At 64.1% G+C, this 23,868-nt stretch carries 19 protein-coding genes and 1 tRNA gene; 13 read left to right on the top strand and 7 right to left on the bottom strand.

What is annotated here, in order from left to right:
- Window positions 1-6 precede the first annotated feature (6 nt).
- The gene (locus tag I6F24_RS10760) at window positions 7-1,632 is read right to left on the bottom strand and encodes a long-chain fatty acid--CoA ligase (RefSeq protein WP_225149458.1); all 1,626 of its coding nucleotides are present in this window, start codon (window positions 1,630-1,632) and stop codon (window positions 7-9) included.
- A gap of 176 nt (window positions 1,633-1,808) precedes the next feature.
- Here I6F24_RS10760 and I6F24_RS10755 point away from each other — a divergent pair, with 176 nt between their 5' ends.
- The 6 genes from I6F24_RS10755 (at window position 1,809) to I6F24_RS10730 (ending at window position 6,821) form a co-directional block, all read left to right on the top strand.
- The gene (locus tag I6F24_RS10755; RefSeq protein ID WP_225149459.1) at window positions 1,809-3,662 is read left to right on the top strand and encodes an NAD(P)/FAD-dependent oxidoreductase; all 1,854 of its coding nucleotides are present in this window, start codon (window positions 1,809-1,811) and stop codon (window positions 3,660-3,662) included.
- 40 nt (window positions 3,663-3,702) lie between these two features.
- On the top strand, window positions 3,703-4,521 hold the full coding sequence (locus I6F24_RS10750) for a lytic murein transglycosylase (protein ID WP_036001257.1): 819 nt from the start codon (window positions 3,703-3,705) through the stop codon (window positions 4,519-4,521).
- Between the two features lie 113 nt (window positions 4,522-4,634).
- Window positions 4,635-4,856 (top strand): hypothetical protein, encoded by a 222-nt coding sequence (locus I6F24_RS10745; protein WP_007592399.1) that lies wholly within the window; start codon window positions 4,635-4,637, stop codon window positions 4,854-4,856.
- 12 nt (window positions 4,857-4,868) lie between these two features.
- Window positions 4,869-5,291: a hypothetical protein gene (locus I6F24_RS10740; RefSeq protein WP_036001255.1), complete on the top strand. Its 423-nt coding sequence runs from the start codon at window positions 4,869-4,871 to the stop codon at window positions 5,289-5,291.
- Window positions 5,292-5,775: 484 nt separating this feature from the next.
- Complete coding sequence (locus tag I6F24_RS10735) at window positions 5,776-6,222, top strand: MaoC family dehydratase (protein WP_036001252.1); 447 nt, start codon at window positions 5,776-5,778, stop codon at window positions 6,220-6,222.
- A gap of 86 nt (window positions 6,223-6,308) precedes the next feature.
- Window positions 6,309-6,821, top strand: a complete 513-nt coding sequence (locus I6F24_RS10730) for a hypothetical protein (RefSeq protein WP_036001249.1) — start codon at window positions 6,309-6,311, stop codon at window positions 6,819-6,821.
- A 36-nt stretch (window positions 6,822-6,857) separates the two neighbouring features.
- On the opposite strand, the gene I6F24_RS10725 is transcribed toward I6F24_RS10730, so the two are convergent.
- A complete protein-coding gene (locus I6F24_RS10725; RefSeq protein WP_225149460.1) occupies window positions 6,858-10,046 on the bottom strand; it encodes a multidrug efflux RND transporter permease subunit in 3,189 nt (1,062 codons plus the stop codon).
- A 182-nt stretch (window positions 10,047-10,228) separates the two neighbouring features.
- Complete coding sequence (locus I6F24_RS10720) at window positions 10,229-11,473, bottom strand: efflux RND transporter periplasmic adaptor subunit (protein WP_036001246.1); 1,245 nt, start codon at window positions 11,471-11,473, stop codon at window positions 10,229-10,231.
- A gap of 199 nt (window positions 11,474-11,672) precedes the next feature.
- Here I6F24_RS10720 and I6F24_RS10715 point away from each other — a divergent pair, with 199 nt between their 5' ends.
- The gene (locus I6F24_RS10715) at window positions 11,673-12,302 is read left to right on the top strand and encodes a TetR/AcrR family transcriptional regulator (RefSeq protein ID WP_225149461.1); all 630 of its coding nucleotides are present in this window, start codon (window positions 11,673-11,675) and stop codon (window positions 12,300-12,302) included.
- Window positions 12,303-12,346: 44 nt separating this feature from the next.
- Here the strand turns inward: I6F24_RS10715 and I6F24_RS10710 are convergent, their stop codons facing one another.
- Window positions 12,347-12,931 carry a DUF1349 domain-containing protein gene (locus I6F24_RS10710; protein WP_225112182.1) on the bottom strand — a complete coding sequence of 195 codons (585 nt, stop codon included), beginning with the start codon at window positions 12,929-12,931 and terminating at the stop codon, window positions 12,347-12,349.
- 509 nt (window positions 12,932-13,440) lie between these two features.
- Here I6F24_RS10710 and I6F24_RS10705 point away from each other — a divergent pair.
- From I6F24_RS10705 to I6F24_RS10680, 6 genes are all read left to right on the top strand, one after another.
- Entirely contained in the window at window positions 13,441-14,658 is a 1,218-nt protein-coding gene (locus I6F24_RS10705; RefSeq protein WP_036022396.1) for a multidrug effflux MFS transporter, read from the top strand.
- A 15-nt stretch (window positions 14,659-14,673) separates the two neighbouring features.
- Window positions 14,674-16,071 carry a guanine deaminase gene (gene guaD / locus I6F24_RS10700; protein WP_036022398.1) on the top strand — a complete coding sequence of 466 codons (1,398 nt, stop codon included), beginning with the start codon at window positions 14,674-14,676 and terminating at the stop codon, window positions 16,069-16,071.
- A 15-nt stretch (window positions 16,072-16,086) separates the two neighbouring features.
- Window positions 16,087-17,070 carry an antibiotic biosynthesis monooxygenase gene (locus tag I6F24_RS10695; protein ID WP_036001231.1) on the top strand — a complete coding sequence of 328 codons (984 nt, stop codon included), beginning with the start codon at window positions 16,087-16,089 and terminating at the stop codon, window positions 17,068-17,070.
- Between the two features lie 52 nt (window positions 17,071-17,122).
- Window positions 17,123-18,025, top strand: a complete 903-nt coding sequence (rnz, locus tag I6F24_RS10690) for a ribonuclease Z (protein WP_036022401.1) — start codon at window positions 17,123-17,125, stop codon at window positions 18,023-18,025.
- A 158-nt stretch (window positions 18,026-18,183) separates the two neighbouring features.
- Window positions 18,184-18,257, top strand: a tRNA-Gln gene (locus I6F24_RS10685).
- A 172-nt stretch (window positions 18,258-18,429) separates the two neighbouring features.
- A complete protein-coding gene (locus I6F24_RS10680) occupies window positions 18,430-18,792 on the top strand; it encodes a DUF1428 family protein (protein ID WP_036022404.1) in 363 nt (120 codons plus the stop codon).
- A 10-nt stretch (window positions 18,793-18,802) separates the two neighbouring features.
- Here the strand turns inward: I6F24_RS10680 and I6F24_RS10675 are convergent, their stop codons facing one another.
- Genes I6F24_RS10675 through I6F24_RS10665 form a run of 3 tightly spaced genes read right to left on the bottom strand, consistent with a single transcriptional unit; the run spans window position 18,803 to window position 23,745 of the window.
- Window positions 18,803-19,369, bottom strand: a complete 567-nt coding sequence (locus tag I6F24_RS10675; protein ID WP_036022432.1) for an invasion associated locus B family protein — start codon at window positions 19,367-19,369, stop codon at window positions 18,803-18,805.
- Between the two features lie 60 nt (window positions 19,370-19,429).
- On the bottom strand, window positions 19,430-22,573 hold the full coding sequence (locus I6F24_RS10670; protein ID WP_036022406.1) for a multidrug efflux RND transporter permease subunit: 3,144 nt from the start codon (window positions 22,571-22,573) through the stop codon (window positions 19,430-19,432).
- Entirely contained in the window at window positions 22,570-23,745 is a 1,176-nt protein-coding gene (locus I6F24_RS10665; protein ID WP_036022410.1) for an efflux RND transporter periplasmic adaptor subunit, read from the bottom strand. Before I6F24_RS10665 ends, I6F24_RS10670 begins: the two co-directional genes overlap by 4 nt.
- Window positions 23,746-23,868: the final 123 nt, after the last annotated feature.

Here is a 23,868-nt window from a genome sequence, read left to right as displayed (position 1 = left end):
AGCGGGTCACGCGACCCGGTACTCTTTGAACCTATCGCGCAGAGCGGATTTCAGCACCTTGCCGGTGCCGGTCATCGGGAATTCGTCGAGGAATTCGACGGCGTCCGGCAGCCACCAGCTCGCGATCTTCGGACGCATGTGCTCGAGCAGCGCCTTGCCGTCGACGGTCGCGCCCTTCTTGCGGACGACGAGGAGCAGGGGGCGCTCCTGCCATTTCTCGTGGCTGATCGCGACGACGGCCGCTTGCAGCACGTCGGGGTGGGACAGGGCGATGTCCTCGAGCTGGATCGAGGAGATCCACTCGCCGCCGGACTTGATCACGTCCTTGGAACGGTCGGTCAGCGTGACGTGGCCTTGTGAGTCGATCACGGCCATGTCGCCGGTGATCAGCCAGCCGTCGCGATCGAGGCCTTCGTCCAGCTTCATGTAGCCGGAGGCAACCCAGGGCCCGCGGGCGCGCAAATGGCCGACCGTCTTGCCGTCGCGCGGCAGCTCAATGCCGGCGTCGTCGACGATGCGCAAATGCGTGCCGAAGCAGGCGCGGCCGGAGACCTGGCGACGGTCGAATTTCTCCTTCTCGCTGAGATGCTCCGAGCCCGGCCGCAGCCCCGGCATCGAGCAGCCCAGCGCCTCGGTCATGCCCCAGGCCTGGATGTAATCGACATTGTACTCGCGCTTCAGCTTCTCCACCATGGCGCGCGGTGGGGCCGAGCCCGACGACAACGTCGCGCGCAAGGCCGAGAATTTGTTGCCGGTCCGTCCGAGCCAGTCGAGCAGGATCAGCCAGAAGCTCGGCACGCCCGCCGACAGCGTCACCTTCTCGCCTTCCAGCAATTCATAGAGCTTGTCCGGCTCGTAGTTGCGGCCGGGCAGTACCAGCTTGGAGCCGGTATAGGGCGCGGTGAACGGCATGTTCCAGCCATTGCCGTGGAACAGCGGCGCCATCGGCATCATCACCTCGCGCACGCCTTCGACGTGTCCCGGCAGGAAGTCGAAATTGCAGCAGGTCATGGTCTGCAGGATCGCGGCGCGGTGCGAGTAGATCACGCCCTTTGGATTGCCCGTCGTGCCCGAGGTGTAGCAGATCGTGGAGGCGGACTTCTCGTCGAACTCCGGCCAGGCGAAGCCGGCATCGTTCTCGCGTTCCAGAAGCTCTTCGTAACAATGCACGTTCGCGAGCTTCGTCTCCGGCATCCGCTCGCGCGAGGACATCACGACATAGGCTTCGACCGTCGTTAGCTGCGGCGCGATCGCCTCCACGAGCGGCAGCGTGGCGCGATCGATGAAGAGCAGGCGGTCCCCGGCATGGTTGATGATGTAGATGAGCTGCTCGGGAAACAGCCTGGGATTGACCGTGTGCAGCACGTAGCCCATGCCCGGCGCGGCGTAGAACATCTCGAAATGCCGGTGCGTATTCCAGGCCAGCGTTCCGACGCGGTCGCCTTGCTCCATGCCGAGCCGCTTCAGCGCCAGCGCCATGCGCTTGATGCGCGGATGCGCGTCTGAGTAGGTGTAGCGATGGATGTCGCCCTCGATCTCGCGTGCAACGATCTCGGCTTCGCCATGATAATCGGCCGCATACTGGATCAGGCCGCTGATCAGCAGCGGCATGTCCATCATCAATCCCTGCATGGTCTCCCTCCGGATGGCCATGTCGTTGCATGGCGTAGGCTCGTGATTTGCGCTCGAGGTTAGCGGAAGGTCACGCAGCGTTCACGCAAAAACAATCAGCGTGATTGCATGCAGCGCTTTTTCGGCGCTAACGTGCGGTGAGCTGCCGGCGAAGCAGCATGCGCGGGAGGAATCGAATGTCAGCGGAAAGACACAAGACCGATGCAAGCGGCGCTTCTACGGTCGATATTTCCGCCCTCCGTGCCCGCTATCGCGACGAGCGCGACCGCCGTCTGCGCGCCGAGGGCAAGGCCCAGTATGTCGAGGTTGCGGGCGAGTTCGGCCGTTATCTCGACGACCCCTGGGCCGATCCCGGATTTGCGCGCGCGGCCATCGACGAAGCGACCGAAGTGCTCATCGTCGGCGGTGGCTTCGGCGGCCTGCTGTGTGGCGCGCGATTGCGCGAGGCCGGCATCGCGGATTTTCGTATCGTGGAAAAGGCCGCCGACTTCGGCGGCACCTGGTACTGGAATCGTTATCCCGGCGCCGCCTGCGATACCGAGAGCTATATCTACCTGCCGTTGCTGGAAGAGACCGGTTACATGCCCGTGCGCAAATATGCCCGGGCGCCGGAGATCTACGAGCACTCGCGCCGCATCGGCCGTCATTTCGACCTGTACGAGCGCGCGCTGTTTCAGACCGTCATCTCGCGGATGACCTGGCAGGAGCATGAGGCGCGGTGGCTGGTCGAGACCAACAGGGGCGACCAGATCCGCGCGCGCTTCGTCATCCTCGCCGGCGGTCCGCTGAGCCGTCCGAAGCTGCCGGGGATTGCCGGCATCGAGACGTTCAGAGGTCACAGCTTTCATACCAGCCGCTGGGATTACGGCTACACCGGCGGCAACGCGGATGGTGGCCTTACCGGTCTTGCCGGCAAGCGCGTCGGCATCATCGGCACCGGCGCCACCGCCGTGCAATGCGTGCCGCATCTCGGCCGCTCCGCCAAGGAGCTCTATGTGTTCCAGCGCACGCCGTCCGCAATCGGCGTTCGCGACGATCGTCCGACGGACCCGACCTGGGCGCAGAGCCTCAAGCCAGGCTGGCAGCGCGAGCGCATGGACAATTTTACCGCCGTGATTTCAGGCGAGCCGTTCGAGCAGGACCTGGTGCAGGACGGCTGGACCGGCCTGCTCGGCGAAATCCTGCTGGCACCGCGCCGGCAAAAGCAGCCGGTGACCTCGATTGAGGAAGCGCTGAAGGTCATCGAGCAGGCCGACTACCGCAAGATGGAGGAGATCCGCGCGCGCGTCGACACCGTGGTCAAGGACGAGGCGACCGCGGCTGCGCTCAAGCCGTGGTACAAGGCGTTCTGCAAGCGGCCCTGCTTCCACGACGAATATCTGGACACCTTCAACCGTCCCAATGTGCATCTCGTCGATACCGGGGGGAAGGGCGTCGAACGCATCACCGAGAATGCCGTCGTCGCCGGCGGCAAGGCCTACGAGCTCGACTGCCTGATCTATGCCAGCGGCTTCGAGGTCGGCACCGATTACGCGCGCCGAATGGGCTTCGAGGTCTATGGCCGCGACGGCATGAGCCTGTCCGAGCGCTGGCAGGACGGCGTCAAGACGCTGCACGGCTTCTACAGCCGCGGCTTTCCGAACTGCTTCCTGATCGTCACCGTGCAGGCCGGACAGAGCGCCAATTTTCCGCACATCATCGACGAGCAGTCGCAGCACATCGCCTATGTCATCAAGCAGGCGCGCGAGCGCAACGCACGCACCCTGGAGCCGACGCTTGCGGCCGAGAACGCCTGGGTCGAGGAGGTCGTCAAGGCCGCGCTCGGTCGGCAGACCTATCTCGCCGAATGCACGCCGGGCTACTACAATAACGAAGGCGTGTTCGATCCGATCGCGGCAAGAAACAGCCAATATTGGCGCGGGCCGGTGGCATTCCTGCGGCTGCTCGACAAATGGCGCAAAGAGGGCAACCTGGAAGGCCTCGAATTGTCCTATGATCGGGCCATGGAGTCGGCGCATTCCAGCGGGTAAGATTGCGCCGCCGAGCGGTACAGGACAGGAGAGGTCGGGCATGATCAGGGGCAGGGCTGTTGCGGGAGCGGTTCTTGGCGCAATGACGCTGCTCGGTTGCCTGGCATCCTCCGCCGAGGCCGCGCAATGCGGCAGCTCGCCGGCCGGCTTCGAGGCCTGGAAGCGCGAGTTCAGCGCGGAGGCTCAGGGCAAGGGCATCGGCCCCACCGCACTGTCGGCGCTGATGCAAACGAACTATGCCAGCGCCACGATCGCGGCCGACCGTGGCCAGCGCAGCTTCTCGCTGACGCTGGACCAGTTCCTGGCCAAGCGCGGCGCCACCACCATCGTCGCCAAGGGCCGGCAGCTCAAGCAGTCGCAGGCCGCCTTGTTCGCCTCGATCGAGCAGCGCTATGGCGTCCCGCCCGGGCCGCTGATCGCGATCTGGGGCATGGAGACCGGCTTCGGCAGCCAGCGCGGCAACCAGAACATGCTGTCGTCGATTGCGACCCTCGCCTATGACTGCCGCCGTCCCGAATTCTTCACCGACCAGCTCTATGCCGCCCTGAAGCTGATCGACCGCGGTACGCTGTCGGGATCGACCCGCGGCTCCATGCATGGCGAGGTCGGCCAGACCCAGTTCATGCCCAAGAGCATTCTGGCCTACGGCACCGGCAATCTCGAAGTTGCGGCCAATGCGCTGAACTCGACCGCGAATTTCCTCAAAGCCCATGGTTGGCGTGCGGGAGCCGGATACCAGCCGGGCGAGCCCAATTTCGCTGCCATCGAGGCTTGGAATGCCGCTGGTGTCTATCAGAAGGCGATCGCGCTGATGGGCCGGCAGATCGACGAGGGCGGGAGTGCTGCGGCCTCACGCTGAGCTCTTGCTCAGCGACGTGTGATGCGACGGCGAGAGAAAGTTGTTGCCTTCTGGAACCGACGGCACGAGGTTTGCTTTGATCAAGTTCAGGGCTGGGCATGAGGAGACTCAACATGGCTACCCAGATCGTGATGGACCAAACTGGCGATACGCGCCACGAGTTTGATCCTGGCAACGCCGAGGCGCTGGCGCGAGCCGAACGGCGCTTTCGTGAGCTGACCGGAGCGGGCTTCACCGCCGCGCTTCGAACCGGACCCGGCGAAGTGACCCGGATCCGATCGTTCGATCCGACCGCGCAGGAAACGCTGTTCTATCCCCGCCTGGTCGGCGGTTGATCTGAGCTGCTCATGATCGCGGCAGTTTGGCTCCGCGCGCCGGCGCGTGCGCGCCTGCATGCGCTGCGTGAACTCTATCGCCGCTTCTTCGGCGAGAACACGCCGGATGCGCGCGGCCGCCGGCTTCTGGCCGAATGGCTGTCACCGGCGCAGCGCGCTCAATTCGAGCAGTTTCGGTATTTCGACGTCGTCGGTTGCGACACCGGCCGGACCTATCGCATCCACTACGGCACAGCCGCCAACGTCCACGAGGTCGATAGTGAGGGGCGCGCGACGATGGGGTGGTGCTTCGTCCCGTCAGGCTTCCTAGTACCGGGCGATGTGATGTTGGCGCAGAAGATCGCGCTCGAGACGGACGAGAGAGGGGCGCTTGCGCTCGCCAACCGGTTTCCACCGGCGACGCATTCCGAGCACTTCTACCGGCGACCTTTCTAGAGCATGATCTGGAGGAAAAGTGCGGAGCGGTTTTCCAAAAAGATCATGCTCAAACAACAGCCTAAAGCGCGATGACGATTCATCCTAATCGCATCGCGCTTTAGCGTCAGAACGGTCAGGAATGCGTAGTGCGGTAAGCGTCGAACGCATGCGCCGCGAAGACGCCGATGCTGCACAGCGCGAGCAGGGCTGAGATCAGCTCGATCATAGCTCGTCCTCCCGCAGCGGCTGGGCAACGAGATTCTGGCAGCACGAATATTCGTAGATCAGGTCGAGGATGAACTGCATGGTGGCCGTCCCTGTATTTATTTTGACAACTACTTAAGCGGCCATCTGTTTCAGGCGTGTTTCGTCGCATCGGGAAAGGGGTTTCGTCAGGAACCTTGCGCTGGTTTGTGCGCTGCGGGCCCGCTATATCCCTCATGGCTCAGTCGATTTTTAGCCGTCTCTTCGGGAGCGGCACGTCATTTTGCGAGGCAAAATCATGGCGCAGGTCGAGTGGTTCGACGATCTCACCATCGGAATGCAGTTCAAATCCCCCGAAGTCGTGGTCACCGAGGCCGACATCAAGCGCTTTGCCGCCGAGTTCGATCCGCAGCCGATGCATCTCGACCACGAGGCGGCGAAGCAGACCCTGTTCAAGGGGCTTGCCGCCTCGGGATGGCACACCGCCGCGATCGCGATGAACCTTGCGATCCAGACCCGTCCGTTCGGCCCGCATCCGCTGATCGGCGCCGGTGTGGACGGCCTGCGCTGGACCATGCCGGTGCGGCCCAACGACCGCCTGCATCTGGTCGGCGAGGTCATGAGCCTGACGCCGTCGAAATCGAAGCCGCAAGGCATCGCGCTGGTGAAATGGACCATGTTCAACCAGAACGGCGAGGAGGTTTACACCTTCACTCCGATCGCGATCGTGCCGCGGCGGGGATAGGACGGCCGCCGGCCGTTCGCCTCGCCCTCTTGCGAGCCGCCGGGAGAGGTGGTCATCTCGGCGCGGGGAACGCGCTGGAGGCCGACATGAAACGATCTCTTCTTGCCGCCGGAATTCTCGCTTGCGTCTTGAGCGCAACCGCCTCGAGCTCGAGGCCCGCGCTTGCGCAACAATCCAAAGTCGGCGACTGGACCATCGAGAAGCGGGCGCAGGACACCCATTGCAATGCCAGCCGCGGCTACAAGGACAAGGATGACGAGAACCGCGACTACGTCATCGTGATCACCTATTCCGAGCAGGCGATCGTGATCGTGATGATCTACGACGGTTGGGAATGGGACAAGGCCGGTGAGATCCTCCGGGCCGATGTCGGCACCGACGATGCGGACATCATGAAGAAGGCCAAGTGGGAGGTCATGGACAAGACGACGGTGCGCGGCATCTTCGCCTACGACCAGTCGATCATGGACCGCCTCGCGAAGGCCAAGCGCCTCACGCTGGACTTCGAGGACGACGACGATGACAGCATCGAGATGCAGATCCCGCGGGCCGGCGAGGCGCTGGCGGCGCTGAAATTCTGCGAGGAGAACCGGAAATGATGGTCCCGCCGGGGGCGTGCCGCGGCGGGACGCTGTTCACTCGGCAGGCCCCTGGACCGGCGCTGCGCTGATGTCGCTGCCGTGATGAACCAGCGGCTTCATGCCGGTGACGGTTCTAAGCAGCACATAGAACACCGGCGTCAGGAACAGGCCGAACACGGTGACGCCGATCATGCCCGAGAACACGGCAACGCCCATGGCGCGCCGCATCTCCGAGCCCGCGCCGGTCGAGAGCACCAGCGGCAGCACGCCCATGATGAACGCCATCGACGTCATCAGGATCGGGCGTAGCCGCAAGCGGCTGGCTTCGATCGCAGCCCGGATCGGCGTGCGCCCGGCGAATTCGAGCTCGCGCGCGAATTCGACGATCAGGATCGCGTTCTTGGCGGAGAGGCCGACCAGCACGATGAGGCCGATCTGGGTGAAGACGTTGTTGTCGCCCTTGGAGATCCAGACGCCGAACATCGCGGCGAGCAAGCCCATCGGCACGATCATGATGATCGATAGCGGCAGGGTCAGGCTCTCATAGAGCGCGGCCAGCACCAGGAACACCAGCAGGATCGCCAGCGGAAACACCCAGATGCCGGAATTGCCGGCGATGAACTCCTGATAGGTCAGGTCGGTCCATTCGAAGGCAAAGCCCGGCGGCAGCACCTCCGCCGCGATCCGCGTCGCCGCTTCCTGCGCCTGGCCCGATGAAAAGCCCGGCGCAGCCGCCGCGTTGATGTCGGACGACAGGAAGCCGTTGTAGCGGATCGCGCGCTCCGGCCCCGCGCTCTGGCGGATGTTGAGCAGCGCCGACAATGGCACCATGTCGCCGGACGACGAGCGCACCTTCAACTGCCTGATGTCGTCGGCGCGGGCGCGGAACGGTGCGTCGGCCTGGACGCGGACCGAATAGGTGCGGCCGAACTTGTTGAAGTCGTTGACGTAGTAGGAGCCGAGGTAGATTTGCAGCGTGTTGAACACCTCGGTGACGGGCACGCCCAGCTGCAGCGCTTTGGTGCGGTCGATGTCGGCGAACAGCTGCGGCACGTTGACCTGGAAGCTGGAGAACACGCCGGCGATCTCCGGCGCCTTCTGCATCGCCGCCATGAAGGCGTTGGTGGCCTCATTCAGGGCGTCATAGCCGAGACCGGCGCGGTCCTCGATCTGCAGCTTGAAGCCGCCGATGGTGCCGAGGCCGTTGACCGGCGGCGGCGGGAACATGGCGATGAAGGCTTCCTGGATGCCGGCATATTTCTTGTTCAGCTCGGCCGCGATCGCAGGGCCGCTGAGCGAGGGATCCTTGCGCTCGTCGAACGGCTTCAGCGTCGAGAACACGATGCCGGCATTGGATGAGTTGGTGAAACCGGAGATCGACAGGCCCGGGAAGGCTACCGAGCTCTCGACACCGGGCTGGGTCAGCGCGATGTCGCTCATCCTGCGGATCACCTCTTCGCTGCGGTCGAGCGTGGCGCCATCGGGCAGGCGGGCAAAGCCGACGAGGTACTGTTTGTCTTGGCCCGGCACGAATCCACCAGGCACCTGCTGGAACAGAAATGCGGTGAGTCCGACGAGGACCACATAAAGGCCCATCATCGCGGACTTACGCGAGATCACCTTGCCGACGCTGCCGCTGTAGTTCTCCGAGGACCGCGTGAACGCCTTGTTGAACCCGCGGAAGAACCAGCCGAGGCTCTTCTCCATGATCAGCGTCAGCCAGTCCTTCGGCTCGTTGTGGCCCTTGAGCAGCAGCGCCGACAACGCCGGAGACAGCGTCAGGGAATTGATGGCCGAGATCACCGTCGAGATCGCGATCGTTAGCGCGAACTGCTTGTAGAACTGTCCCGTGAGGCCGGAGATGAAGGCGAGCGGCACGAACACCGCGATCAGCACCAGCGCGATCGCGATGATCGGGCCCGAGACCTCGCGCATGGCCTGATAGGTGGCATCGCGCGGCGACAGCCCGGACTCGATGTTGCGCTCGACGTTCTCGACCACGACGATGGCGTCGTCGACGACAATGCCGATGGCGAGCACCAGGCCGAACAGGGTGAGCGCGTTGATCGAGAAGCCGAACACGTGCATCACGGCGAAGGTGCCGACGATCGACACCGGCACGGCCAGCAGGGGAATGATCGAGGCCCGCCAGGTCTGGAGGAACAGGATCACGACCAGCACGACCAGCGCGATCGCCTCCAAGAGCGTGTGGATCACAGCCTCGATCGAGGAGCGAACGAACTGGGTAGGGTCGTAGACGATCTGGTAGGACACGCCCTCCGGCATGTTCTTCTTGATCTCCGCCATGGTGGCGCGGACATTGTCGGAGATCTGCAGCGCGTTGGAGCCCGGCGCCTGGGAGATCGGGATTGCCACCGCATGCTTGTTGTCGAGCAGCGAGCGCAGGCCGTATTCGGACGCGCCGAGCTCGATGCGCGCGACATCGCGCAGACGGACGACCTCGCCGCGCGTGCCGGTCTTGACCACGATGTCGCCGAACTGCTCCTCGTTGGCGAGGCGGCCTTCGGCATTGACCGAGAGCTGGAGATCGATGCCTTTGACATTCGGAGAGGAGCCGACCACGCCGGCGGCGGCCTCGACGTTTTGCGCCTGGATCGCGCGCACGATGTCGCTCGCGGTCAGGCCGTGCTCGGCCGCCTTCTGCGGATCGACCCAGACCCGCATCGAATAATCGCCGGCGCCATAGAGCTGAACGTCGCCGACGCCGTCGATCCGCGCTAGCCGGTCCTTGACGTTGAGCACGGCATAGTTGCGCAAATACGTCATGTCGTAGCGGCCGTTCGGCGACAACAGATGCACCACCATGGTGAGGTCGGGCGAGGACTTCTTGGTGATGATGCCAAGCTGGCGCACCACGGCCGGCAGGCGCGGCTCGGCCTGCTGCACGCGGTTCTGCACCAGCTGCGTCGCCTTGTCGGGATCGGTGCCGAGCCGGAACGTCACCGTCAGCGTCATCGCGCCGTCGGTGGTCGCCTGGCTCGACATGTAGAGCATGTTCTCGACGCCGTTGATCTGCTCCTCGATCGGGGTCGCCACTGTCTCCGCGATAACCTTGGGGTTGGCGCCGGGATAGGTAGCGCGCACCACGACGGAGGGCGGCACGACGTCGGGATATTCCGAGATCGGCATCGCGAACAGCGAGATCAGGCCGGCAAGGAAGATCAGGACCGACAGCACGCCGGCGAAAATCGGACGATCGATGAAGAACTTTGACAGATTCATGGCCTTGCCCCTGGGCAATATCCTGATGTTCTCCGAGACCTCCACTCGTCATTCCGGGGCGCGCGAAGCGCGAACCCGGAATCCAGAGGTGATGTGTTCGGAGTTTCGTACGCTCGAGATTCTCAGGTGCGCAATTGCGCACCGTAGTTCGCGCGATGCGCGCCCCGGGATGACGGGGTGCATTAACGCTGCACCACGTCCTGGTTGCTGTGGTTCGACGCCTGCTGCGGCCCCCGTGCACCCATCGCCGCCACCTCCGTCTTGAGGAGGGCTCCCGGACGCACGCGTTGCAGACCATTGACGACGATGCGGTCGCCGGACTTCAGGCCCGAGGTGACGATGCGAAGCCCATCGACCGCGCCGCCGAGCGTGACCGGCCGGTAGACGGCGCGGCTGTCGTCGCCGACTGCCATCACGAACTTCTTGTCCTGGTCGGTGCCGATCGCGCGCTCGTCGATCATCACCAGCGCCTGTTGCTTCGGCTGGCCCATGCGCACGCGCGCGAACTGGCCGGGGATGAGACGCCCATCGTCGTTGCGGAACACCGCGCGGACACGGATGGTGCCGCTCTGGCCGTTGACCTGGTTGTCGATCAGCTGGATGTTGCCCTTCGCGGACAAGCCGCCCGAGGTCGTCATCTCGACCGGGATCTGGTCGAGCTTGCCGCGTTGCCCGGAAGCATCGGCGATCGAGTTCAGCGCGCGCAGCACCACCTCTTCGTCCGCATCGAACGAGGCGTAGATCGGATTGACCGAGACCAGCGAGGTCAACACCGGCGAGGCGGTGCCGGCGGCGACGAGATTGCCGACGGTGACCTCGATCTTGCCGACGCGGCCATCCACGGGGGCGCGCACTTCGGTGTAGTCGAGATTGAGCTTTGCGGTCTGCAGCGTCGCCTCGGCCGCCTTGACGTTGGCGATTGCTTCGCGATTGGCGTTGTCGCGCTGGTCGTAGTCCCGCCGGGTGACCACGGCGTTGCCGACGAGCTGTGCGCCACGCTCGAGCTCGCTTTGGGTGAAGACGACGCGCGCTTTGGCGGCCTCGAGCTGGGCGGCAGCTTTGTCGACCTCGGCCGCATAGGGGGCGGGATCAATCTTGAACAGCACGTCGCCGGCCTTCACCAGCGCGCCCTCGGTGAAGTTCGCCGACATGATCGCACCCGCAACGCGGGGGCGGAGCTCGACACGGTTGATCGCCTCGAGCCGGCCGGAGAAATCGTCCCACAGCACGGTCTGCCGCGGCTCGATCATCGCGACGGTGACGGAAACGGCTTGTTCAGCTGCGGCCGCCGGTGCGGTCGCTTGCGCCGCATGAAAATAGCGGCCGGTCACGATCGAGCCGGCCGCGGCGAGGGCGCCCACGATGGCGACGCCGCCCAGAAGGCGGCGGAAATGGCCGGTGCGGGAGGTATTTTGGGAGGGATGCATTTGCGCGCTCCAGATATGTAGTGTTCACTACAGATGTGGAGCTGGATACCGCAGTGCAAGATACTTATGTACCAATCACTAAGAAAATTGTACGTCGATACCGCGACGATTGGAAGACACAAGAAAAAGAAAGCTAGAACAAATAGATAGGATCCGGCGTTAGGCTGAGACAGCACGCCGAATCCGAGGAGACAGGCACATGGGCATGGGACGCCCCCGCGAATTCGACGCCGAAACGGCGTTGGACCAGGCGATGGAAGTGTTTTGGCGCCATGGCTATGAGGGCGCGACCATTGCCCAGCTCACGGAGGCCATGGGCATCAATCCGCCCAGTCTCTACGCCTGCTTCGGCAACAAGGAAGGCCTGCTGAAGGCTGCGCTCGACCGCTACACCACGCTGCGCAACATCTGGATGGACGAGGTGGTCGCAGCGCCCACCGCCCGAGCCGTCGCCGAGCGAATGCTGATGGGCATCGCCGACAAGCAGACCGATCCCGCCAATCCGCCCGGCTGCCTGCTCGTTCAGGGCGGCATCGCCTGCGGCACCGGCTCCGAGAACGTCCCTTTCGAGCTCGCCGCGCGCCGTGCCCAGAATGAGGACCAGCTCCGCGACCGTTTCGTCCGGGCCAAGGCGGAGGGCGATCTCAAGGAGACCGCCGATCCGGCCGCGCTCGCGCGCTATATCTCGGCGGTGTCGGTCGGCATGGGCGTGATGGCATCTTCGGGCGCGGATCGTGAAGCGCTGCGGCAGGTCGCTGATGTCGCCGTGCAGGCGGTCGAGGCGCAGTCGGCGGAGGCGATAGAGACGAGTGGCAGGGCGCTGCGCTGAACGACGATCTGCCCGCTCGGGAGCGCGATAGATCGCAAGGCCGCTTAGCTCAGGTCGTGAAGGTCCTTTCCAAGCGGCGGTGTCAGACGAAAGTTCGAGAACACGACTTCCAGTCCCGCCCGCTCGGGCGTGCAGGCCATCGGGCCCACAAGATAGGAGCTTGCTGCCGGAAACGGCGCTAGCCGCATGAGAGGCCAGGTCTTGCCATCGGCCGAGACTTGTAGACGAAGGACGCCGTCGGCGACGGTTGCGCGGACCCAGAAGTCTCCGGCATCATGCTCATAGGGTGCCGTTGCCCAGTCCGATCGCCCGTCGGTTAGCACGCTTGCAAGCATGGCGCGGCCGTCCGACAGTTCGATGCCGGCCTTGACCCAATGTCGCGCGTCGATGCGCACCATGATGCCCGCCTGATCGTAGAGCGTCTGGAAGTCGCCCTGTACACGTAAGCTGGCGGTGAATGCCTCGCGGGTTGGAAAGCCCAGGAAATGCCCGCTGTCACGATTAAAGCCGTAGTAGGTTTCGCGCCAGAAATCGGTGCCTTTGTCCGTCACGACCTGGAGGCGATCGTCCTCTGCCGTCCATCGTTTCGGTTCGTTCAACCACACGCCGTCACTTCTGAGGAGAGTCATTTCCAACCTCGATTGCCGATGCCTGCCGTGGCTCGATCCATCTGCCGGACAAGCATGGCCTCGTGCAAACTGCGATCGGGCGCGTGCATAGAGTTCAGCCTCGCGCCATCGACAGTGGTGCCGATGTCGAGGCCGGCTCACGTTTCATAGCAGCCATGGCTTCCGACCGGTTAACGGCGTCGGCGCGAGTTGCGGATTCACGATCGGCGATCATGCAACTTTGCGCCTGTTCTGCCCGACGTGTCAAACGGCCTTCGCCGGCAGGACCCGCACCATGCGGCGCGAAATTCTTCAATGATTCGTACTGTGCATGGGGTTGTTTTCGCATTTTTGTTTGAGCGTGCCCGGAGCCTGATCATCCAGCGCCGCGAACCGTATCGATACGGGAACTCCTAAGAGTTTTTACATACAGTTCTGGCACGTTCCGTGCGTGAATATCCGCAACCTGCATCGTGTCTCATTGCGCGCACGAAAAGATGGGGCCTGCGGGCATCGAGGGGGCGTAAGCCATGACTGCACTTGCTTCGGACGCCGGTCGCGCCAGGAGTGGGATCGTGCCGATCCTGTTGTGCGTCGTGCCGTTCAGCCAGATTCCGCTCGATGCCTATACGCCGGGCCTGCCACAGATGGTGGTGGATCTCACAGCTGACGCGGCCTCGATGCAGAACACCGTCACCGCTTACATGCTCGGCATGTCTCTGGCGCTGGTGCCGGTCGGTATCGCCTCGGACACTCTCGGCCGCCGCAACGTGCTGCTCGCAGGCCTGTCGGTCCTGATCGCGATGAGCATCGCCTGTGCGATGGCCACCAGCGCCTCGCTGCTGCTCGGCTTGCGCTTCCTGCAAGGCATCGGCGGCTGCACTTGTCTCGTCGTCGCCTATGCGGTCGCAGCCGATTGTTTCCGCGGCCGCGAGCTCACCGCGATCTCCGGCTTGTTGGGTGCCGCCTGGGGCCTTGCGCCGGTGCTGGCGCCGGCAGCCGGTGGCTTCATCGTCGAGCTGACCTCGTGGCGCGGCGTCTTCGTCGTCATTGCCGTCGCCGCGGCGATCGTCGCCGCGATCGTCGCATTTCTTCTGCCCGAAACATTGCCGGCAGAGCGGCGCGCGCCGTTCGATCCGCGCCGCACTGCCGGTATTTTGCGCGATGCGCTGGTCCGCCCGGGCTTCCTCGCCTTCGTGCTGGTGTTTGCCGCGGCGGCCAGCGCGCAGCTGGCGTTCGGCGTCGTCGCGCCGTTCTTCTACCAGACCGGTCTCGGCTATTCGGCGGCCATCTACGGCCTCGTCGCACTCGGGCTTGGCGGGGTCAATCTCGCCGGCGAGCTCGGCTGCGCGCATTTCGCACGCGTCATGCCGGCGCGCTTGCTGGGCTTCGGCGCCTTCGCGCTGTTCCTCGCCGGCTCTGCGGTCCTGAGCGTAACGGGCATGACCCTAGGTCTGGATTTTACGTCGATCACGATCGGCGGCGCGCTGGTGCTCGGCGGCTGCGGCGTGCTGTGCCCGATGATGTACGGCATGGCGCTTGGCCTGTTCGAACGCGACCATGGCCTGGTTGGCGGCCTCATCAGCGCGCTCTGCTATCTCGCCGTGAGCGGTGCCATGGCGATCACGGCGGTGTTGCCCGAAGCGACACAGGCGCCGATCGGATGGCTTTATCTCGGGCTCTGCGCCATTGCGGGGACGCTGCTCGCGATCTCGCTGCCGTCGGCGCGCCAAGCGACACACAGTTAAATAAGGAACCAAATCATGACCACGGTCGGAATTCGCGGCACGTTCTTCGATTTCGTCGACGATCCCTGGAAGCACGTCGGCAACGAGCCGGCCGCCGCGCGCTTTCACCAGGATGGTCTCATGGTCGTCACTGACGGCGTGATCAAGGCGTTCGGTCCTTATGACAAGATTGCCGCCGCCCATCCGGGCGTCGAGGTCACCCACATCAAGGACCGCATCATCGTTCCCGGCTTCATCGACGGCCACATCCATCTGCCGCAGACGCGCGTGTTAGGGGCCTATGGTGAGCAGCTCCTGCCGTGGCTGCAGAAATGGGTCTACCCGGAAGAGCTCAAATACCGGGATCGCGACTACGCGCGCGAGGGCGTGAAGCGTTTCCTCGATGCGCTGCTCGCCTCAGGCACCACCACCTGCCAAGCCTTCACGAGCTCCTCGCCTGTTTCGACCGAGGAGTTGTTCGAGGAAGCGAGCAGGCGCAACATGCGCGTCATCGCGGGCCTCACCGGGATCGATCGCAACGCGCCGGCCGATTTCATCGATACGCCGGAAAATTTCTATCGCGACAGCAAGCGGCTGATCGCGCAGTACCACAACAAGGGCCGCAATCTCTACGCCATCACGCCGCGCTTCGCCTTTGGTGCCTCGCCGGAATTGCTGAGAGCGTGTCAGCGTCTCAAGCACGAGCATCCGGACTGCTGGGTCAACACCCATATCTCCGAGAATCCGGCCGAATGCAGCGGCGTGCTGGTCGAGCATCCGGACTGCCAGGATTATCTCGGTGTCTACGAGAAGTTCGACCTGGTCGGTCCGAAATTCTCCGGCGGCCACGGCGTCTATCTCTCCAACAACGAGTTCCGCCGCATGTCGAAGAAGGGCGCGGCGGTGGTGTTCTGCCCGTGCTCGAATCTGTTCCTCGGCAGTGGCCTGTTCCGCCTCGGCCGCGCCACCGATCCCGAGCATCGCGTCAAGATGTCGTTCGGCACCGATGTCGGCGGCGGCAACCGCTTCTCGATGATCTCCGTGCTCGACGACGCCTACAAGGTCGGCATGTGCAACAACACGCTGCTCGACGGCAGCATCGATCCCGCGCGCAAGGACCTCGCGGAAGCCGAGCGCAACAAGCTCTCGCCCTATCGCGGTTTCTGGTCGATCACGCTCGGCGGCGCCGAAGGCCTCTACATCGACGACAAGCTCGGCAACTTCGAGCCGGGCAAGGAGGCCGATTTCGTCGCGCTCGATCCGAACGGCGGGCAGGTCGCGCAAGCGTGGCATCAATCGCTGATCGCCGACGGCGCCGGCCCGCGCACGATGGACGAGGCCGCGAGCATGCTGTTCGCCATCATGATGGTCGGCGACGATCGCTGCGTCGACGAGACCTGGGTGATGGGCAAGCGGCTCTACAAGAAAGGCTGAGGCGGACCGCTGCCAATGAGCGCATCTCCTGAAACAACCGGCCAGCCGGTCGCTCTTGTCATTCAGCGCCGCATCGCCGACGACGGCTTTGCTGCGTTCGCCCGGTGGAACGGTGAGGTCGGCGAGGTGCTCAAGGCCTGGCCAGGCTTCCTCAGCCTTGAAGTGGTGCCGCCGCAACCGCCGGCGCATGTGGACTGGGTGACGATCCTGCGTTTCGCGAGCCCGGCTGCGGCACGTGCCTGGCTGCAGAGCGAGGTGCGGGCGAAGTTGATCGCGGAGGTGCAGCGCTTCTTCGTCGGTTCGGAGGACGTCCATATCCTGCCCGACACCGGCGTCCCGCGCGACAGCGCGGTCTCGGCCGTCATCTCATTCAAAGTCCCTGATGGACTCGAGGACGCCTTCCTGAAATGGCAGCAGCGCATCCAGGCAGCGGAGGCCGAGTTCAAGGGATTTCTGCGGCACAAGGTCGAGCGGCCGATTCCGGGCCTGCATGACGAATGGATCATCATCCTGTCTTTCGACAGCGATGCCAATCTCAATGCCTGGCTCGACTCGCCGTTGCGGCAGACGCTGCTGAAGGAGGGCGCGCGCTTCAACGCCGGCATGAACGTGAAACGGGCGAGCTACGGCTTCAATTTCTGGTTCCCGGCCGGCAAGACGCAGGCTCCCGAGCAAGGGCCCGGTTTCATCTGGAAGAGCAACCTGATCGTTCTCCTGGTGCTTTATCCCGTGGTCTACCTCTGGGGTACTTTCATCAGCGCGCCCCTGATCGACAGAAACGGCGTGCCGGTCTGGCTGTCGCTGTTCATCGGCAATCTCGTCAGCACGCAGCTGCTCGGCTGGTGGCTGGTGCCCGCCGCCTTCAAGGCGCTCGACTGGTGGGTGACGCCGAAGGCGACGATCAGTCGCCAGATCGCGGGGTACGTGCTGCTCGCCGTGCTCTATGCCGGGTCGATGGGCCTGTACGCGCTGCTGCTCGCGTGGCATTGGGGACGGTGAGACCGTCAACCGTATCGACGCGGAGAAGGACGGTCGCTGGACATCGACGACCATGTTCGCCCTGACGTTTCTCGGGACATCGGCGAGCGTTCCCTCGGCGGAGCGCAACCATCCGGCACTCCTTGTGGAAGCCGCAGGCAAGCGCGTCCTGGTCGATTGCGGCGAGGGCACGCAGCGCCAGCTGCTGCGCAGCGGCGCCGGCTTCCGGCGGCTCGACCGCATCCTGCTCACCCACGCCCATCTCGACCACGTGCTCGGCATCCCCGGATTGTTCTCGACCCTCGGCTTGCGGCAGACGTCCGAGATAATGACCGTTCACGGCGGCGCGGGCACGCTCGACCTCGTCACCCGCATGCTCGCCGGCCTGTGGGGCGCGGGGAGGGCGCCGATCGCCGTCCAGTTCGAAGCGCTGACCGAGGGACGAGCTATCGATACCGGTGAATTCGCCGTTGACTGTTTTCCGGTCCGCCACCGCGACACCGACAGCTTCGGCTTCATCTTCCAAAGCCCCGCGCGCCGTCATCTGCGGCCTGATCGCCTCATCGCGCTGGGTGTCCCCGACGGTCCGTTGCGCGGCGAGTTGGCCGCCGGCCGACCGATCGTGCTTGCCGACCGAACTATCGATCCGGAAGACGTCCTCGGTCCGCCGAGCGGCGGCAGCAAGCTCGTCGTGATCGGCGACACCGAGACCACCGATGGATTGTCGCAATACGTGGCCGGCGCCGACATGCTGGTGATCGAGGCGACGTTCCTCGATCGCGACGCGCCGACCGCGCGGAATTACGGCCATCTCACCGCGGCAGAAGCGGCCTCCTTTGCCGCCGCGAACGAGGTCGGAGAGCTCGTGCTGACGCATATGTCGGGACGCTACGAAGACGCAGAGATTCTCGCCGAGGCGGCAAAAATCTTCCCGAACACCCGGATCGCCGCAGACTTCGACCACATCGTCGTCTGATCAAACGCGCCCTGACCCGATCCGTCCACCGCAGCGCTTGCCAGCCCAGATGTGAGCGGGTAGAAGGCTGCCACGCCTGAGCCGCGATTAGCGCGATGCGCTTCCCGGCCACAGTCGAACAAATCAAGCAGGCCTTTGAATTTGTTCGACTATTCCGTTGGGGAATGGTGTAACGGTAGCACAACAGACTCTGACTCTGTTTGTCTTGGTTCGAATCCAGGTTCCCCAGCCAGTTCCGGGCGCTTTCCCAAAGGTATGGTTCCGGTCCCTGGGCAGGATGGCAGGCAGGTTGATGGGCTGCCTCGCTGCTCGCGACGGTTTGCCTCACCTAGTATTTGCGTTTCCAAGTCGGATCGCCGCGCGCTGTATCGTCCTTGGGCTGGACAACCCAAGGAGATCCGCAAATGCCCTATGTCGATGGTTTCGTTCTCGCCGTGCCGAAGGACAATATCGAGGCCTACAAGGCGCTGGCGACGCAAGCCTGCGCCATCTGGATGGAGCAGGGCGCGCTCGATTACGTCGAATGCATCGGCGATGACGTTCCCTATGGAGAGCTCACCTCGTTTCCGCGCGCGGTGATCGCGAAGGAGGACGAGATCGTGGTGTTCGCCTGGATCGTCTATCGGGACCGCGAGAGCCGCGATGCCATCAACAAGAAGGTGATGGCGGACCCGCGCATCAAATTCGAGGGCATGCCGTTCGACGGCAAGCGCATGATCTATGGCGGCTTCACAACGCTCCTTCGGGCGAGTGACATCGTGACGTGAGGCGTGCCCGCTACTTGATCTTGTCGTAGGCCGCCGCGAAATCGCCGAGCGGCATCGGGATCGCGATGGTCTCCTTGGCCATGTTCTGAAAAGAGACCTTCAGCTGCTTGCCCGACCGCAAGGCGGCGAGCAGGTCCGGCGCAACCGGGGTCGAGGCGTAGCAGCCGCGATTCTCGCAGGTCTGGATCTGGAGATCGAACGTCTTGCCTTCGTCGATCTGGAGCTTGGCCCCGACCGGAAGGTTGAGGCCGAGCGGCAATTGCAGAAGCGCGATCGGCGTGCGGGTGTCGGGCGCGATGCGGATGTTGATCAGGACGACGGTCTGGCCCGTCTTGGTCAGCACCGCGTTCTGCTCCATCGCGCATTCGAGCGGCGCGTCGCGGCTTGCGCTGGTGCAGCGGACGATCCAGCCGGGCTGTCCGGAAGCACCGTCAGCCTGCGCCTGGGTCGGGGCAGGCGCGGGCTGCGCGGCCGGGGCGGGCGCGGCGTTCTTCTTGGCGCCCTGCTGGGCGTGTGCTGCGCCCGCTGACAACAGGACAGCAGCGACAAGGGCGACAAGTCTGGATTGCACAGGCATGGGAAACCGCATTTGCGAACCGGGGTCTCGCTGTAGCGTCGCGGCAGGCGCGGCGCAAGCTTACTCGGCGGCTTCCTTGACGCTGCCGTGCTCGGGCGTCTCCTCGCCTTCGTCGTCCGAACGGCCCCAGGTCGAGAACCAGTTGTTGAGCTTGTCGAGGTAGAGATAGACGACCGGCGTGGTGAACAGCGTCAGCGCCTGGCTGACGATCAGGCCGCCGACCATGGCGTAGCCGAGCGGCTGGCGGATTTCGGCGCCGGTGCCGTGGCCGAGCATGAGGGGCACGCCGCCGAGCAGGGCCGCCATCGTCGTCATCATGATCGGGCGGAAGCGCAGCAGTGCGGCCTGGCGGATCGATTCCTCCGGCGTCTTGTGCTCGTCGCGCTCGGCGGCAATCGCGAAGTCCACCATCATGATGCCGTTCTTCTTCACGATGCCGATCAGGAGGATGATCCCGATCAGCGCGATCAGGCTGAAGTCGAATCCGGCCGCCATCAGGATCGCGAGCGCGCCGACGCCGGCCGAGGGTAGCGTCGACAGAATCGTGATCGGATGGATGTAGCTCTCGTAGAGAATGCCGAGGATCAGATAGACCACGACCAACGCGGCGAGGATCAGGAGCGGCACGGTGCCGAGCGATTGCTGGAACGCCTGCGCGGTGCCCTGGAAGCTCGAATTCAGCGTGGGCGGCGTCCCGAGCTCCGCCATCGCCTTCTGCACGGCCTCGGTGGCCTGGCCGAGCGCGACGCCTTGCGCGAGATTGAAGCTGATCGTGATCGACGGGAACTGGCCTTGATGGCTGATCGAGAGCGGGCGGACCGGATCGGTGGTCCAGCTCGCGAAGGTCGACAGCGGCACCTGGTCGCCGGTCAGCGGCGATTTCACGTAGAGCTTGTTTAGCGTCTCGAGATCGCCCTGCATCTCCGGCAGGACTTCCAGGATCACCTTGTAGGTGTTGAGCTGCGTGAAATATTGCGTGACCTGCCGCTGTCCGAAGGAATCATACAGCGTATCGTCGATCAGCTGGGGCTGGATGCCGTAGCGGGCGGCGGTGTCGCGGTTGATCTTGAGCTGGACCGTCGTGCCCTGCGTCTGCTGGTCGGTCGCGACGTCGCGCAGCTCTGGCAGTGTCTGCATCTTGCCAAGGATCTTCGGCGCCCATTCGTTCAGCTCGTCCAGATTGGCGTCTTGCAGCGTGAATTCGAACTGAGTGCGCGTGGGTCGACCGCCGAGCCGCACGTCCTGGGCCGCCTGCATGTAGAGGCGGGCGCCCTGGACCTTGTCGAACTGCGGACGCAGACGCGCGATAATCTGCTGGGCCGAAGCGTCACGCTCATTGCGCGGCTTCAGCGTGATGAACAGGTTGCCGTTGTTGCCGGCACGGCCGCTGCCACCGATCGACATGGCAACGCTGGCAACGTCGGGATCGGCCAGGATGATCTTGCCGAGTTGCTCCTGGCGTCTCACCATCTCCTTGAACGAGATGTCCTGCGAGGCTTCGGACGTGGCCGTGATCAGGCCGACGTCCTGCTGCGGGAAGAAGCCCTTGGGGATCAGCACGAACAGGTAGATCGACAGGCCGAGCGTGACGAAGAAGATCGCGAGCGTGGTGCGCCGCCAGGCGAGGGCGTGATCGAGCACATATTCGTAGCCGCGCAGCATCGCGTCGAAGGCGCGCTCGCTCCATTGATAGAAGCGGCCGTGCTGCACCTCACCATGGGCGCGCAGGAAGCGTGAGGCCATCATCGGCGTCAGCGTCAGCGATACGAACATCGAAACGAAGATCGTCATCGCCAGCACCACGGCGAATTCGCGGAACAGGCGCCCGATAATGCCGCCCATCAGGAGCAGCGGGATCAGCACCGCGACCAGCGAGATGCTGATGGAGACGATCGTGAAGCCGATTTCCTTGGAACCCTTGAAGGCGGCCTCCATCGGCGAGTCGCCTTCCTCGATGTAGCGCGTGATGTTCTCGAGCATCACGATGGCGTCGTCCACCACGAAACCGACCGCGATGGTGAGTGCCATCAGCGACAGATTGTCGAGCGAATAGCCGACCGGCCACATCAGGGCGCACGCGCCCAGCAACGCCAGCGGAACCGTGACGGTGGGAATGACCGTCGCCCAGAAGCTGCGCAGGAAGATGAAGATGACCATGACCACGAGCACAATGGTCAAGAGCAGCGTGAACTGGACGTCCTCGACCGCGGCACGGATGGTCGCGGTGCGGTCGCTGATGAGCTCGATCTTGATCGCGGGCGGGATCGCCGCCACGAGACGAGGGAGGGTCGCCTTGATCCTGTCGACGGTTTCGATGACGTTGGCGCCGGGCTGCTTGAAGATTACGAGGAACACGCCGCGCTTGCCGTTGGCCCACGCCGCCTGCTTGGCGTCTTCGGCCGCGGTGACCGCTTGGCCGATATCGCGGATTCGCAACGGAGCGCCGTTGCGATAGGCGATGATGACGTCGTTCCAGTCCTTCGCGTGAGTGAGCTGGTCGTTGGCGTAGATCGTATAGGCCCGCTTCTCGCCGTCGATATTGCCCTTGGGGCTGTCGACCGTGGTGATCGCGATCTGGCTGCGGATGTCCTCCATCGACAAGCCCTTGGCGACCAGCTTTGCGGGATCGACCTGAATGCGGATCGAGGGTTTCTGCTGGCCGCCGATGAAGACCTGGGCGACGCCCGAGAGCTGGCTGATCTGCTGGGCGAGCTGGGTGTCGACGGCATCGCTGACGCTGGTCAGCGGCAGCGTCTCCGACGTCGCCGACAGTAGCAGGATCGGCGCATCGGCGGGGTTGACCTTGCGGTAGGTCGGGGGCGACGGCAGGTTCCTCGGCAACTGGCCGCTGGCCGCGTTGATGGCACCCTGTACGTCGTTGGCGGCGCCGTCGATGTTGCGGTTGAGGTCGAATTGGATGGTGATCGACGCCGTGCCCAGATAGCTCGTCGAGGTCATCTGCGCGATGCCAGGAATCTGGGCGAATTGCCGCTCGAGCGGCTGCGCCACCGACGAAGCCATGGTCTCGGGGCTGCCGCCGGGCAAATTGGCGGTGACCTGAATGGTCGGAAAGTCCACCTGCGGCAGGGGCGCGACCGGGAGCAGGGGGTAGGCGACCAGGCCGACGAAGAGAATGCCGGCCATCAGCAGCGAGGTGCCGATGGGATATCGGATGAAAGGCGCCGAAATCCCGCCCCCGATCATTGCTGTCGAACCTTGTTCTGGGTCGGATCCGAGCTTGCTACCGCCGTCGACACCAGGCTTCCGGGCTGCACCTTGAACTGTCCGCCGACGATCACCTGCTGACCGGGGCTCAATCCTTCCTCGATGACCGAATGACCGTCGATGCCATAGCTGACCTTGATCTTGTGCAGTTCGGCCTTGTTGTCCTGGTTGACCGTATAGGCATAGAGTCCGTTGGTGGAGCGCTGGACCGCGTCATCCGGAACGACCGTCGCATCCTTTAGCGTTCGCACCAGGAGCCGCGTCGAGACCGATTGCCCCGGCCACAGCGTTCTTTCCTTGTTGTCGAACACCGCCTTGAGCCGGATCGTGCCGCTGGTCGCGTCGACCTGGTTGTTGATCACCGCGAGCTTGCCCTCGGCCAGCGTCCTCTTGCCGTCGGTGGTGAAGGCGATCACCTTGAGCGCGCCGGCCTTCTGGCCCTCGCTGATATAGGGGAGCTGGTCTTCCGGCGCGGTGAAGATCACGGCGATCGGCTCGACCTGCGAGATCGTGACGATGGCGGTCTGCGACGAAGCGTTGACGATGTTGCCGATGTCGACCTGACGCAGGCCTGCCACGCCGGTGATCGGCGCCTTGATCTGGGTGTAATCGAGCTGGGTCTGGGCGTTGGAGATCGCGGCATCGTCGGCGGCGATCTGGGCGGTGAGCTGAGCGACGGTGGAGCGCTGTGTGTCGACGCGCTGGGCGGTGGCGAATTCGCCGAGCTTCGTGGCGCGCTGGAGCTCGAGATTGGCGTTGGCGAGACTGGCCTCGTCCTGCGCCTTCTTGGCCTTGGCCTGGTCAAGCGTGGCCTGATAGGGGCGGGGATCGATCGAAACCAGGAGATCGCCCTGCTTGACGATCTGGCCTTCCCTAAATTCGAGCTTGTCGATCTGGCCATCCACACGGCTTCGGACCTGGACCGTGTTAAAGCCCTGAACCGTGCCGAGACCAGTGAGATAGACCGGAAAGTCGGTCTTCTGAACCGGCGCAACGCTGACCGGGACGGCGGAGGGGCGAGGCGGGCCTTTTTGTGCGGTCTGGGTTTTTCCCGCCTCGGACGTGCCGAATTTCTGCTGCCAACCATAATAGCCCGCAGAAGCCACGGCCGCGATGATCAGAAGCCAAAGGATCGGCCGGGACTTGTTCATGTCGTCTCGTGTCGGCTCGTATGCCCTCGGCTACGAATATCGGGGCAATCGTACGGTTCCAGCATGATGTATAATACACGCCAACTTCCAGAGTAAACAGCACTATCGGGTGAGAATCCTAAA

This window comes from Bradyrhizobium sp. BRP23, from assembly GCF_020194135.1.
Lineage (GTDB): Bacteria > Pseudomonadota > Alphaproteobacteria > Rhizobiales > Xanthobacteraceae > Bradyrhizobium > Bradyrhizobium yuanmingense.
Note: the sequence above shows the minus strand (reverse complement) of the source record. Positions and strands in the feature narration are given on the sequence as shown.